This is a genomic window from Flavobacterium sp. (genome assembly GCF_013822155.1).
GTDB lineage: Bacteria > Bacteroidota > Bacteroidia > Flavobacteriales > Flavobacteriaceae > Flavobacterium.
Genome location: NZ_PNJW01000027.1, coordinates 1 through 13,817 on the forward strand (window position 1 = coordinate 1; position 13,817 = coordinate 13,817).

The window sequence follows — 13,817 nt, forward strand, 5'->3', positions numbered from 1 at the left end:
ATACTATATTAGAATTAGAACAGATTTAATGAGAAGACTCTGTTTTACAATTTATTTAAGTTCCTATAAGAGGTTTTCTGTCTTATTTTATAATTATACTTTTTCAAACTTTATAACCAGGAGTTATACTTGTAATAATTAAATGTCTATTTTACATAAATAGGACTTCGTTTTAACAAATAGGCAATTGAATCCATCCAACTATCTTTTACATTTAAAATTGGTTTTCTGGATTGGGTGTAAATTTTAGTATTATTTTTATACATATCAAAATAAACATGATAATTATAAACCAATTGTGTTTGAGTACTATTTGTACTAACTTCTTGAGTTTTTACTTTGGTTTTACTGTCATTTACCTTTGCATTACCTGAAGTGTAGCCTGTTGATGTTTGATTTTGTGTTAATGTATAAGTAACCTTCGCCGCGATAATATTATCAACTCCTAAAATCTCATGTAAATCTGAAATAGGTGTTTCATCAATGTTTTTATAATTAATACCAGCTTTGTGGAGCAAACTGTTTGTGTCTCTTAAATCCTGAACAGTCAAAGGAAAAATGTTTGATGATTTATCAATAAGCTTTGAATAAATATCATTCTGTGCAAATTTTGCCATCTCTTCTGAACTTTCCATATTTTCCGAATTCACATAAGGAACAGGTAAAACTGCAATAGTATTGACTTTGATTTTAGTTTGATTTGATTGTGGATTTACCGGTACATTTGTTGTGTTTGTACTACTCGTGTCAAATGATTGAGAACGACCACTTGCAAAATCAATTTTTGCAACTTGAGATAAATCAAGAGAAATCACTAATGTTTCGTTGGGTAATGAATATTCAACGGTTGTTTCAGATATTTTGCTGATGGTACAATCAATAATCTGATAATCTCTTTTTATTATTTTGTCTGTTTTTTTTGCTTCTTTTGTTTGTGCAAAAAATGGAGTGATAATTAATAATAATAAAGTTACTAAAAGCTTCTTTTTTAAAATCATGACGAATAGATGGTTTTAAGTTAAAATTAAAAAGTAAATGAAAATTTTTTAAAATTAGTAAAAAATCATATTAAGTTATTATTTTTTATTTAAATAATTTTAACCAAGTTAATTTTGTTAAACGAATGGTATTCTGTTTTTTTTAAAATCCATCTCTTGTAAACTTAGACAGAAATAGTATTTCCTAGTGTTTGTATTTTTTATTTAATAAGATCTAGTTAATAAATAGTTTTAATCTCTATACTTTTGTAAATAAAAAAACCGCTTGATTATAAGCGGTTTAATTTTTATAAAATTGTATTTATTTACAACTTCCCTTCTTTAATCTCCTCTACAATTTCAGGATTTAATAAAGTAGAGATATCTCCAAAATTGGTAAAGTCACCTTCCGCAATTTTACGTAAAATTCGTCGCATGATTTTTCCGGAACGTGTTTTAGGTAAACCACTTACAAACTGTATTTTATCCAATTTCGCAATGGGTCCAATTTGATCAGAAATCTGTTGATTAATTTCTTTTCTTAAGTTTTCTTTATCACGAGTTGCTCCGGTTTCTTTTAAAATCACAAATCCATATAAAGCATTTCCTTTAATATCATGTGGGAAACCAACAATAGCACTTTCTGCCACTGCAGGATGCTCATTGATAGCATCTTCAATAGGTGCTGTTCCTAAATTATGACCCGAAACAATGATAACATCATCTACCCTACCCGTAATTCGGTAATAACCTACTTCATCCCTTAGAGCTCCGTCACCGGTGAAATATTTACCCGGGAAAGCTGTAAAATAAGTTTCTTTAAATCGTTGATGGTCCCCCCAAATCGTTCTGGCCATTGCCGGCCATGGAAATTTGATGCACAAACTTCCCGTAACTTGATTCCCTTCAATTTCATTGCGTAATTCATCCATTAAAACGGGTTGAATTCCCGGTAAAGGCAACGATGCGTAAGTTGGTTTTGTTGGTGTGACAAATGGTAGTGGAGAAATCATGATTCCACCCGTTTCGGTTTGCCACCAAGTATCTACCAATGGACAACGCTTTCCTCCTACGTGGTCATTGTACCAATGCCAAGCTTCTTCGTTTATTGGCTCACCAACTGAACCAATCACTTTCAATGAACTTAATGGAAAACGTTGGACATAATCTAAGTTTTCTTTGGCTAAGGCACGAATCGCAGTGGGTGCGGTATAAAATTGTGTAATTTTATGTTTTTCAATTACTTCCCAAAACCGACTGAAATCAGGATATGATGGAACTCCTTCAAAGATGACCGTTGTGGCTCCGTTTAAAAGCGGACCGTATAAAATATAGGAATGTCCTGTAATCCAACCGATATCGGCGGTACACCAATAAATATCATTTTCTTCGTAATTGAATACATTTTTAAACGTGTATGCTGTATAAACCATGTATCCTGCTGTAGTATGCAACATTCCTTTAGGTTTTCCTGTAGAACCAGAAGTATACAATATAAATAAGGGATCTTCTGCATCCATAATTTCAGCCACATTATTAGCTATGGCTTCATCTAATAAAGGTTGCAACCATAAATCACGACCTTCTTTCATGATTACCTTCTCATTGGTACGTTTAACAACCAATACTTTTTCAACAGATGGACATTTCTCTAAAGCTTCGTCGATAATTCCTTTTAAATCAATGGTTTTATTTCCCCTGAAACCACCATCGGAGGTAATAACCATTTTACATTCGCTGTCATTAATTCGAGTACCAACCGCCGAGGCTGAAAATCCGGCAAATACTACCGAATGAATGGCTCCAATTCTGGCACATGCTAATACTGAAACTGCTAATTCTGGAATCATTGGTAAATAAATACAAACGCGATCACCTTTTTTGATTCCCTGTTCGCGTAACACATTTGCCATTTTTGAAACTCGGGCATACAATTCATTATAAGTTATTGTTTGTGCTTCTTCTTTCGGGTCGTTTGGTTCAAAGATAATGGCTGCTTTTTCGCCTCTTTTAGCTAAGTGACGGTCAATACAATTTTTAGTAATATTGACTTTAGCATCCAAAAACCATTTGAATTTGGCTTCCTGCATATCAAATTCAAATACTTTGTCCCATTTCTGATACCAAGTGAAGTTTTCATCGGCAATGCGGTCCCAAAATTTTCTGGGTTCACGAACCGATTTTTTATACATTTTAAAATAGTTTTCTAAGTCGTGTATTTTATAATAACTCATTGTTTTTGTCTTTTTAGAATTGTAAAAATAAGAAATATTCGTTTTAAATGTTGTGTATAATTGCTAAAATACTATAGCTATTACTTTGCTTTGCTTTCATGATATTTTTCGATAACTTCTTCAATTTCTCCTATAATTGCTTCATCATCAATAGTTGATGGGATTTGATAATTTTCTTTATCCACTATGCTACGAAGTAATTTCCGAAGTATTTTCCCCGAACGAGTTTTGGGTAATCGATCAACAACCATTACATTTCGCAAGCAGGCAACCGCACCAATTTGATCTCTGATTAAGTGTACAATTTCATATTCCAATTGAAAGTGTTCAATCGTTTCTCCTGTTTTGGTAACCACCATCGCTAAGGGAATTTGACCGCGTAATTCGTCATTTATTCCAATTACAGCACATTCAGCAACGGAATGATGCGAGGCGACAATTTCTTCCATTTCGGCGGTTGACAAACGGTGTCCGGCTACATTGATGACATCATCAACCCTACCGGTAATGAAGATATACCCATCAGCATCTTTAAAACCACCATCTCCGGAAAAATAATAGCCGGGAAATGTTTTTAAATAACCCGTTTTGAATCGAGGTGAATCATTCCATAAATCAAGCATAGTGCCAGGGGGTAATGGTAATTTTATAACTACAAATCCTTCTTCATTTGGTCCGACTTCTAAGCCATTGTCGTTTAAAATTTGAATGTTGTAACCAGTTACCGCTTTACCCGCAGAACCTGGTTTGATTGGTAAGAATTCAACGCCCATCATATTGGAAATCATTGGCCAACCGGATTCTGTTTGCCACCAATGGTCAATTGCAGGAACCGGAATATGCTTGTTATACCATTCTAACGTTGCAACGTCACAACGTTCACCGGCTAAAAATTGTGTTCTTAAACAGGATAAATCATATTCTTTAATAAAGTCACCATTTGGATCTTCCTTTTTTATAGCCCGAATTGCTGTTGGAGCTGTAAACATTACACTCACATTGTGCTCTGAAATCACACGCCAAAATGTTGAGGCATCCGGTGTTTTAATGGGTTTCCCTTCGAAAATTACAGTTGTATTTCGATTGACTAATGGTCCATAAACTATATAACTATGTCCAACTACCCAACCTACATCGGAAGCAGCCCAAAAAACTTCGTCGGGCTTTACTCCATAAATATATTGCATTGAAAATTTAAGAGCAGTGGCATAACCTCCAGTATCTCTGACAATACCTTTTGGTTTTCCGGTTGTTCCGGAAGTGTATAAAACATACAACGGATGGGTGGAATTTACAGGAACACAAGCTACTTCTTCTGAACCATAAACTAACGCATCATAATCTACATCATACTTTTTAAAAGGAACTCTTGCTCCTAATTTTCTGTTTAATACAACTACCTTTTTAGGCTTATGGTCGGCTAATTCGATTGCTTCATCAACTAATGGTTTATAAGCAATTAAACGGTCGACTTCAATTCCGGATGATGCCGTAATGATGACTCTGGGTTTACAATCATTAATTCTGATGGCTAATTCGTGTGGAGCAAATCCACCAAACACAACTGAATGTGTCACACCAATTCTAGCACAAGCCAACATGGCAAAAGCCGCTTGTGGAATCATCGGCATATAAATTACTGCTGTTTCACCTTTTTTCAAGCCCAGCGATAGTAGTCCACCGGCAAGTTTTGCCACTTCTGTTTTTACTTCCTGATACGTATATTTTTTAACGGTTTGAGTTACCGGTGAATCATAAATCATCGCAATGTTGTCACCAAAACCGTCTTGTATATGTTTGTCTAAGGCTAAATAACACATGTTTAATTCACCATCGGCATACCACAATGGATAATCATTTTTGTCTTTCGAAAGTATGTTGGTTGGTTTGGCATACCATTCTATTTGATCTGCTTGTTCTTTCCAGAATAATTCCGGATTTTCAAGGCTTTTTTGATAAAAATCTTTATAGTTCATTTTTTTAATTTGCTGGGTTATTGTGTTGTTGAGTTATCTGTGTTTATCTGTTAACTAAGAATGTTCCTGTAACAATTCATTCACTTGTTCGATTAATTTTTTTATGGAAAAAGGTTTTGTCATATAGGCATTTGCTCCTAAACGCATCCCCTTTTCGATGTCGCTTTCTTTATTTTTTGCGGAGAGAAAAATCACTTTGCAATTTGATAGTTTTTCATCTTTTCTTACCGCTTCAATAGTGGCATACCCATCTACATTAGGCATCATTATATCAAGTATAATCAAATCAGGCTGTTCTGTTTTAAGAATTTCTAAGGCTTCCTGACCATCACGGGCAATGAATACTTGAAAATTATTCTTCTTAAAAGTATATTCCAAGGACATGATGATGTTGGGTTCGTCGTCAACTAAAAGTATCTTTTTCATAGGCAGTTGGTTTAATTATATTTTTGGAATAGTAAATGAGAAAGTGACTCCTTTTTCAACATTAGTTGCCCAAATCTTACCTTTATGGGCTTCTACAATTTGTTTACAAATAGCCAATCCTAATCCACTTCCAATTGGTTTTTTAATATTTTGATTACTGGATTGATAAAACTTATCAAAAATGGTTTCTAAATCATCCGGGTTAACCCCTTTTCCGTTGTTGAACACATTTATGATGGCTTCTTCTTCTTTATTTTCAACTGAAATTAGAATTAAACCATTATGCTCATCACAAAATTTAATGGCGTTCGAAACCAAATTGGTAATTACTTGAACTATTCTTTCTTCATCAAAATTTAATAATTCAGTCGATTGATTTTCATTAAATTCTAAGTGAATTTTTTTATTGGCAATCAGTTGTTTTAAAGGAGATAAGGAATTAGCAATCGTTTTAATAATATTTCCTTTTGTTAGGTATATTTTCTGTTTACCGGTTTCAAATTTTTCTAAATCTAAAATCTTATCGATGAGGCGATTTAATCGATCGGATTCGGTTATAATGTTTTGTAAAAACTGTTTTTTCAATTCTTCCGGAATCTCATCATCATCATGTAAAATTTCACTGGCTGCTCTGATGGCTGTTATTGGCGTTCGTAATTCGTGGGTAACAGTATCCAAAAATTCATCCTTTTGTTTATCTTTTATGACTAGTGTTTCGTTAGCTGTTTTTAGTTGAGCAGAAAGCACTTTCAATTCATTAGATGTTTCAGTAAGTTTTTTATTAATGATAATATTTTCTTTTGATTCCTCTAAAATACGTAATACTTCCGGTAAACTGATTTTATCTTCTTTAGTAACACCTTCAATCAAAATTTTAGCCGAGGCTGTTCCAATATGTCCTGTCAATAAATTTTCGGCAAACTTAATTAAGCGGGCATCTGCCATAAGATTATCAGGAGCAATATTGTATTTCATTTTAAAGAGGGAAAGTGCTCTGTTTGTTCGTTCTTCACCCAAAAACCGCTTTAAAACTTTTTGAATATCTAAAACATATGCTGTTCCTTTCCAAACAAAAGCATTTTCATGATTAGTGATGTATTTGTCAACATCAACAAACATTTCAGCATAGTTACGTTCACGATAATTTCCTTTAAAACTCACAGAAACTGCCATGTAAACAATGATATTAAATAGCAAACTCCAAAAGAATGCATGCGGAATCGGATCCAGATAATCTAATCCAAATAATTCAAATGGTTGCAAAAAGGAGTAACCAAAAAAACCTTCTTTAAAAAACAAACTTTCAGGGTTAATTGAACTTAATAAAAAAGGTAACATGATGGTATAAAAACAAATCGACATTCCGGTAATTATTCCAGCAATAGCACCATTTCTTGAACCTCTTTTCCAAAATATTGCTCCAAAAAATGCCGGTGCGAGTTGGCTAATCAAAACAAAAGAAATCATTCCAACAGAAACCAACGAGAAATCCATGATAAAAAAGCGATAATACACAAAAGCGAGCATTATCAAAACAAAAATTCCTATTCGACGAATACGTACAATACGTTCACTGTTTTGTTCTTGGTTATCTTTTTGAAACGAACCTAGAAAACCATAAGGAATTAATAAATTATTGCTCAACATTGTTGAGAGTGTAATTGATGAAACGACAATCATGGATATGGCAGCAGAAAAGCCACCCAAAAAAACCAAAACAGTCATAAATGAATTATCAAAAAATTGAGGAATTAATAAAGAATACATATCTGAATTGGCTTCTTTACCATCAAAAATCACATTCCCTCCCCATGCAATGGGAAATACAAATAGATTAAAAATTAACAAATACAATGGAAAAAGCCAAATGGCTGTTCTTACATGTTTTTCTCGGTTATTTTCGACAATGCTCATATGGAATTGTCTGGGTAATAAAAAAATAGAGAAAAAGGACATAATCATCAACAACATCCAATTCATCCCGCCTTCTAAACCATTGATAGTGTTTAATTTTTTGAAATCAGCTAAGGGTTCTGCTTGGTGATAAATATCTTCAAATCCATCAAAAACAAAATAAGTGACATAAATTCCAAGAATAATAAAAAATACTAATTTCAAAATGGACTCCATCGCAACAGCGGTAACCATTCCTTTTCTTTTTTCAGAAGCATCTACATATCGAGTTCCATAAAAGGAAGCAAATAGTGCCAGAATAAAGGCTACATAGGTTGAAGTATCGGTTAAGATGTTGCTACTTTCTTTCGTTTTAGTGACCACATGAAATGTTTCTGTAATGGCTTTTAATTGTAATCCCACGTAAGGCAATATCGCGATTAATGAAATAACGGTCACTAATGCCCCCAAAAATCGACTATTTCCATAACGAAGGGATATAAAATCAGCAATACTTGAAATTTTATTGACTCTGGAAATTCGTATGATTTTTTTCAAAATTATAATCCATAGCGGAAAAGCAATGACAGGGCCTAGATAAATTGGCAAAAAATTCAAACCGGAATCGGCCGCAACACCAATACTACCATAATAAGTCCAAGTAGTGCAATAAACAGCTAAGGATAAAGAATAGACATACGGATTATTTGTCCATTTAGAATTACCTTTTCGTTCTGCCCATTGTGCGGTCAAAAATAAAAGTCCTAAATAGAAAAGTAATATGACTATTAAGCCTAAACTATTCATTGAATTTTTTAAAAATAATTAACGAAACAATTGCACTGATAAACCAAATTGAAAATACATAAAAATAAATAATCGGCAATCCTAAAAATAAATCAGAAGAATTAAAAAGAAGTAAAATAGGAATGTTAAAACAAACCCACAATACGATGCTTATCAATACAAACTTTTGAATATGCCTTTTTTTCATTTTAAATCTATTTAATAATATACTATGCTGCTGTTAAAATTACAAACTCTGCCCTCGAAAAACAAGAGCAGAGAAAGTAATTATACTAACCAAAAGTAAAAAATTAATGTCCGGTTGCTTCTCCTGCTCCCGATGGAATTCTTATATTTTCAACAATATCTTGAACATTTTGTGGTGGTGCCGGTGTGAATTTACAAACAACTAAGGCAACAATAAAGTTTGCAATCATAGCAACGGTTCCAAAACCTTCCGGTGAAATTCCAAACCACCATTCTGATTTGTCAGGCATTTCACCTAACCAACCTAATTTGAATTTTGCCATGTAATATAACATCAATAACATACCAACTACCATTCCGGAAACTGCTCCTTCTTTATTCATCTTTTTATAAAAAATTCCCAGAATAATGGCAGGAAAAAAGGATGCTGCGGCTAATCCAAAAGCTAATGCAACTACAGCCGCTACAAATCCTGGAGGGTTAATTCCAAAATATCCTGCAACACAAACGGCCACTGCAGCAGAAATACGAGCTGTCCATAATTCACTTTTTTCTGAAATGTCCGGTTTAATCATTTTTTTGATTAAATCATGTGAAACCGCTGCAGAAATAACTAAAAGTAAACCTGCTGCTGTAGATAATGCAGCAGCCAATGCACCTGCAGCTACTAATGCAATCACCCAATTTGGTAAATTTGCAATTTCAGGATTAGCCAAAACCATGATATCGTTATCGATATATAATTCATTTGCACTTTCAATATTTGGCTGGTCTTTTTGAGGCTTACCTTCTTTCATTATATAAGCATCCCCTTTTACATATTGAATTTTACCATCATTATTTTTATCTGTATGCATCAATAAACCGGTTTTTTCCCAATTTTTAAACCATTCAGGCATTGAGGCATATTCTTTATTGCTAACAGTTTGAATTAAGTTTGTTCTGGCAAAAACTGCTATAGCAGGTGCAGTTGTGTAAAGAATTGCAATAAACACTAAGGCTAATCCTGCTGATTGTCTGGCATCTTTTACTTTTTTAACCGTGAAAAAGCGAACAATTACGTGTGGTAATCCTGCTGTACCCACCATTAAAGCTAATGTAATAGCAAATACATCAATCATGGATTTTGATCCATTAGTATATTCGTTAAAGCCTAATTCAGTAGATAATCCATTTAATTTGTCTAATAAATAAGTTTCAGAACCGGTAACAGTTCCACCCATACCTAATTGTGGAATTGGATTACCGGTCATTTGAATTGAAATAAAGATAGCCGGTACCATAAAGGCAAAAATCAATACACAATATTGTGCCACTTGGGTATACGTGATTCCTTTCATACCACCTAATACAGCATAAAATAAAACGATAATCATTCCAATGATTACTCCCGTGTTGATATCAACTTCTAAGAATCTTGAAAAAACAACACCTACTCCACGCATTTGTCCGGCTACATAAGTAAACGAAACAATTAAGGCACAAAAGACAGCTACAGATCTTGCTGTTTTTGAATAATATCGGTCACCAATAAAATCGGGCACGGTGAATTTTCCAAATTTTCTTAGATAGGGTGCCAATAATAAAGCTAAAAGCACATATCCACCGGTCCATCCCATTAAATACACTGCACCATCATATCCGGCAAAGGAAATAATACCGGCCATTGATATAAAAGAAGCAGCTGACATCCAATCGGCAGCTGTTGCCATACCATTTGCTAGAGGGGAAACACCACCACCGGCAACATAAAATTCTTTTGTAGAACCGGCTCTAGTCCAGATTGCGATTCCAATATAAAGAGCAAAAGTTGCTCCAACTATAATATATGTCCAAATTTTTACATCCATTTTATTTAATTTTTAGAGTTGCTGAGAAACTGAGTTACTGAGCAATTGAGTTTTTAAAATTTTTATTTTTTTCGATTTCTTATTTATAGAAAACAGATAACCGACAACAGAATACTATTCCTCGTCGTATCCGTATTTTTTATCCAATTTGTTCATCAATCGAACATAGACAAAAATTAAAATGACAAATACATAAATTGAACCTTGTTGGGCAAACCAAAATCCAAGGGGAAAACCACCGATTTTAATTGCATCCAATGCATCTTTAAATAAGATTCCGGCTCCATAGGAAACCAAAAACCAAATGCTCAATAAAATGAGAAGGTATCTCAAATTTTCCTTCCAATACGCCGTTGCGTTTGCTTGATTACTCATAGTTTTACTGTTTTAAGGGTTAGTTATAGATAAATCATCGCTTGAAGAGTAACCGTTCCGGTTTTTGTTTCTCCAAACTTTTCATTTTTATATTCCAGCGTTAATTTTGAATTATGTCCATTTAAAAATAGATTGGCTCCTGCTCCAAAAACATTTCTGTTGTCGTCAACAGCATCATAGGAATTGGAAGCATACGATAAATACGGTTGTAATTTAGTTGTTTTTTCTGTAGGCAACAAATAACCAACATGTCCGTATATAAAACTACCGGTACCATAAGCATTAAACAAATAATTCTTACCGTAATTATTGTTTTGATAGGTTAAATAACCTGTAATAGCTGCTTTAGAATCACCAATTGGAGCATCATAGAAAGCATCTACCGCAAAAATGGAAACATCCTCACCAACATTTTTTGTACCGTCATTCATGACACTTCCATTTGGATGTAAAAAGAAGCCGGCTCCAAGATTAAATACTTTTTTTGTCCCTAAATAAGTTCCCACTTTATAAGGCAATAAATTACTTTCAGCATCTTTAAACCCATATTCAAAATAACCGGCATAGGCCATTCCGGAATCTTTAGACCCTAGTATTCTTCTTCCTCCATAAATTGAGGTGTTTACATTCGTTTCAGGGTCTCTGGCATCTATCCCATTTGTAATGGCTTCATTTATAGAAACACGATATTGTAATTTACCAAAAGCTCCTTTACCATAAATTCCTTGATGTCTGGCAAATTGATCAGATAATCCCAAAGTTGACCAAGACTGTCTGTTGTTATCTAGAGTTAAAAAATTTAAAGTACCTTCATTGTTCAACCTTGATATTCCATTCCAATAATGCAAACCGGCTCCAACATCATGTTTATCAGCTACTTTATATTGAACCCAAAAATCATGTAAAAACAATTGAGACGATTCTCCTTTTCCAACCGGAGACATATTGTCTGCACTAAGGGAATTAATACCAAAATGTGTTAATATCAAAAACTTAGGAGTTAATTGTGCATAAGTTATAAATCGAGCTCGTCTTAGAGTAGTGTTAAATGCTTTTTCACCCTCAGGCATGTTGTCATTATATTGAGCCCAAACTTGACCCCAAGTAATAAATCGCATGTACTTTGAACCGTCTTCATTAAAATTTACTTTCATTCCCCCTCCATAATCGGGTGAACCTTGTGAAAATGCATTAAAAGTTAATAATGCAAAGAGTCCTAAAAATAGTGTTTTTTTCATTGATAATAGGGTTTGGTTTTTGGAAATAATTGTTTTTTTCTGAGTACCAAATTGAAATATTATCTGAAAGAAAAAAATTCAGCTATATATTTTTGTTAATCACTATAGTTAATCTTTAAAACGCTCCCATTTTATAAGCATAAACTTGTCTCCTAATTCCGTTATAATCATTCCGGCTCCGGATAAATGTTCTTTGTTTTTTAAGAATTCAACTAGCTCTAAATGATTGTATATCTTGTAAGTGGGATGATAATCGGTGTGGGCAGGTTTTTTTATTTTATACTCTTTCACCCAATTGCTTACGGTGACATGAGAAACCCCTATAATCCGCTCAATTTCACGGTAGCTTAATCCTTCTAAGAACAATTGCAATGCTTTGGTTACATAGTAATCATCTATCTTTTTACCTAGTTTATTAACGGTAAAGTAATAGTTACATTTTTTGCATAAATACCTTTGTCTATCTTTGATAACACCACTTTTTACGATTTGATTACTTTGGCATTTTGGGCAGGCTAAAAGTTCCATATATAAAAATTTTGCATAAATATACTAAATTAGCAATTATACAAAAACATATTCTGTATTTTTTTTATGTTTTTTTTGTGAAGTACTCATTTTTATTGAGCTAAAATTATAAACAATATAATTTTTACCAAAGAATCACAAAACTGTAATTTTAACTTTAATACTCATAAACAATTTAAAAAGTTGATAATTTTAATAACTTTCAACTTATAATATTCCAACTATTTTCTTTAATTTGTAAAAACAACTTCATCTAATGCAATTTGATACAAACAAAACAGATCCTTCTGTTTTATATAAATTATTAACCGGAATCATTATTCCAAGACCCATTGGCTGGATTTCAACAATTGACAGCAACGGAATCAACAACCTAGCTCCCTTTTCCTATTTTAATATGGTTTCCAGTGACCCACCTTGTGTGATGTTTTCAACTAGAAGAGACAACAACACAAACAAGGACACGTTGAATAATGTTTTACAAAACGGTCAATTTGTTGTGAATTTGGTAACATTGGATGTGGTAGAACAAATGAATGCCACTTCTGAAGCCGTTCCTGCCGATGTGGATGAATTTAAATTAACCAATTTGACTCCGATTGATTCTGTTTCCATCCAACCCAAACGTGTCAAAGAAAGTCCGATTCATTTGGAATGCGAAATGATTCATCATTATTTCATGGATAATAACGAAGGCGGCGGAGCATGTATTGTCATCGGAAAGATTAAAACCATTCATATTGACGATTCGATTTTAATGGAAAACAACCGTATCAATTTGGATGTTTACAAACCGGTAGCTCGTTTAGCAGGCTCAAATTATAGTACGTTAGGGGAACTTTTTTCAATAAAAAGAAGTTAATATGCAAGCAGATACACTTGAAATAAAAGTAGCGATGCAAATTCAAAAACCCCTGAAAACTGTTTTTGAAGCAATCGTTAATCCGGAATTAATGTGCAACTATTTCATTTCTGAAAGTACAGGAATTATGGAAGAAGGAAAAAATCTTGTTTGGAGGTTTCCTGAATTTGATTTGGATTGTCCGGTTCGCGTAGATAAAATCATTAAAAATGAATACATCTCTTACTATTGGGCAATTGATGAAAAAGAACTTTTAGTGGAATTCTTTTTAACTAGTAAAGAAAACAATTCCACTTTAGTAACTATCCATGAAAAAAGTATGCCTAACAATGAAGCAGGATTAAAATGGCTTTCTGGAAATTCATTTGGCTGGTCCAATTTCTTGTGCTGTTTAAAAGCGTACCTAGAATACAGTATCAATTTGAGAAAAGGTGCCTTTGATTTTATGAGAAAATAATAGATTAA

Annotated in this window: 11 protein-coding genes; 2 read left to right on the forward strand and 9 right to left on the reverse strand. The window is 33.3% G+C overall.

Going from position 1 to position 13,817, the window contains the following annotated elements:
• Positions 1-146: 146 nt before the first annotated feature.
• From C0512_RS08275 to C0512_RS08315, 9 genes are all read right to left on the reverse strand, one after another.
• The gene (locus C0512_RS08275) at positions 147-998 is read right to left on the reverse strand and encodes a hypothetical protein (RefSeq protein WP_290860479.1); all 852 of its coding nucleotides are present in this window, start codon (positions 996-998) and stop codon (positions 147-149) included.
• Between the two features lie 305 nt (positions 999-1,303).
• Positions 1,304-3,211 carry an acetate--CoA ligase gene (gene acs, locus C0512_RS08280; RefSeq protein ID WP_290860481.1) on the reverse strand — a complete coding sequence of 636 codons (1,908 nt, stop codon included), beginning with the start codon at positions 3,209-3,211 and terminating at the stop codon, positions 1,304-1,306.
• 80 nt (positions 3,212-3,291) lie between these two features.
• Entirely contained in the window at positions 3,292-5,208 is a 1,917-nt protein-coding gene (locus C0512_RS08285) for an acetate--CoA ligase (RefSeq protein ID WP_290860548.1), read from the reverse strand.
• A gap of 33 nt (positions 5,209-5,241) precedes the next feature.
• The gene (locus tag C0512_RS08290; RefSeq protein ID WP_290860483.1) at positions 5,242-5,613 is read right to left on the reverse strand and encodes a response regulator; all 372 of its coding nucleotides are present in this window, start codon (positions 5,611-5,613) and stop codon (positions 5,242-5,244) included.
• Positions 5,614-5,628: 15 nt separating this feature from the next.
• Entirely contained in the window at positions 5,629-8,313 is a 2,685-nt protein-coding gene (locus C0512_RS08295) for a sensor histidine kinase (protein ID WP_290860485.1), read from the reverse strand.
• Between the two features lie 290 nt (positions 8,314-8,603).
• A complete protein-coding gene (locus tag C0512_RS08300) occupies positions 8,604-10,349 on the reverse strand; it encodes a sodium:solute symporter family protein (protein ID WP_290860487.1) in 1,746 nt (581 codons plus the stop codon).
• Between the two features lie 114 nt (positions 10,350-10,463).
• Positions 10,464-10,724 (reverse strand): DUF4212 domain-containing protein, encoded by a 261-nt coding sequence (locus tag C0512_RS08305; RefSeq protein WP_290860489.1) that lies wholly within the window; start codon positions 10,722-10,724, stop codon positions 10,464-10,466.
• Positions 10,725-10,747: 23 nt separating this feature from the next.
• Positions 10,748-11,962: a hypothetical protein gene (locus C0512_RS08310; protein WP_290860491.1), complete on the reverse strand. Its 1,215-nt coding sequence runs from the start codon at positions 11,960-11,962 to the stop codon at positions 10,748-10,750.
• Positions 11,963-12,070: 108 nt separating this feature from the next.
• The gene (locus tag C0512_RS08315) at positions 12,071-12,490 is read right to left on the reverse strand and encodes a helix-turn-helix domain-containing protein (protein WP_290860493.1); all 420 of its coding nucleotides are present in this window, start codon (positions 12,488-12,490) and stop codon (positions 12,071-12,073) included.
• A 256-nt stretch (positions 12,491-12,746) separates the two neighbouring features.
• Between C0512_RS08315 and C0512_RS08320 the strand changes: the two genes are divergently transcribed.
• Positions 12,747-13,352, forward strand: a complete 606-nt coding sequence (locus C0512_RS08320) for a flavin reductase family protein (protein WP_290860495.1) — start codon at positions 12,747-12,749, stop codon at positions 13,350-13,352.
• Between the two features lies 1 nt (position 13,353).
• Positions 13,354-13,809 (forward strand): SRPBCC domain-containing protein, encoded by a 456-nt coding sequence (locus tag C0512_RS08325; RefSeq protein ID WP_290860497.1) that lies wholly within the window; start codon positions 13,354-13,356, stop codon positions 13,807-13,809.
• Positions 13,810-13,817: the final 8 nt, after the last annotated feature.

Bases quoted from the DNA above. Each gene is read 5' to 3' on its own strand.
- C0512_RS08275 (WP_290860479.1), bottom strand. From the start codon at position 998: ATGATTTTAAAAAAGAAGCTTTTAGTAACTTTATTATTATTAATTATC.
- acs (WP_290860481.1), bottom strand. From the start codon at position 3,211: ATGAGTTATTATAAAATACACGACTTAGAAAACTATTTTAAAATGTAT.
- C0512_RS08290 (WP_290860483.1), bottom strand. From the start codon at position 5,613: ATGAAAAAGATACTTTTAGTTGACGACGAACCCAACATCATCATGTCC.
- C0512_RS08295 (WP_290860485.1), bottom strand. From the start codon at position 8,313: ATGAATAGTTTAGGCTTAATAGTCATATTACTTTTCTATTTAGGACTT.
- C0512_RS08300 (WP_290860487.1), bottom strand. From the start codon at position 10,349: ATGGATGTAAAAATTTGGACATATATTATAGTTGGAGCAACTTTTGCT.
- C0512_RS08305 (WP_290860489.1), bottom strand. From the start codon at position 10,724: ATGAGTAATCAAGCAAACGCAACGGCGTATTGGAAGGAAAATTTGAGA.
- C0512_RS08310 (WP_290860491.1), bottom strand. From the start codon at position 11,962: ATGAAAAAAACACTATTTTTAGGACTCTTTGCATTATTAACTTTTAAT.
- C0512_RS08315 (WP_290860493.1), bottom strand. From the start codon at position 12,490: ATGGAACTTTTAGCCTGCCCAAAATGCCAAAGTAATCAAATCGTAAAA.
- C0512_RS08320 (WP_290860495.1), top strand. From the start codon at position 12,747: ATGCAATTTGATACAAACAAAACAGATCCTTCTGTTTTATATAAATTA.
- C0512_RS08325 (WP_290860497.1), top strand. From the start codon at position 13,354: ATGCAAGCAGATACACTTGAAATAAAAGTAGCGATGCAAATTCAAAAA.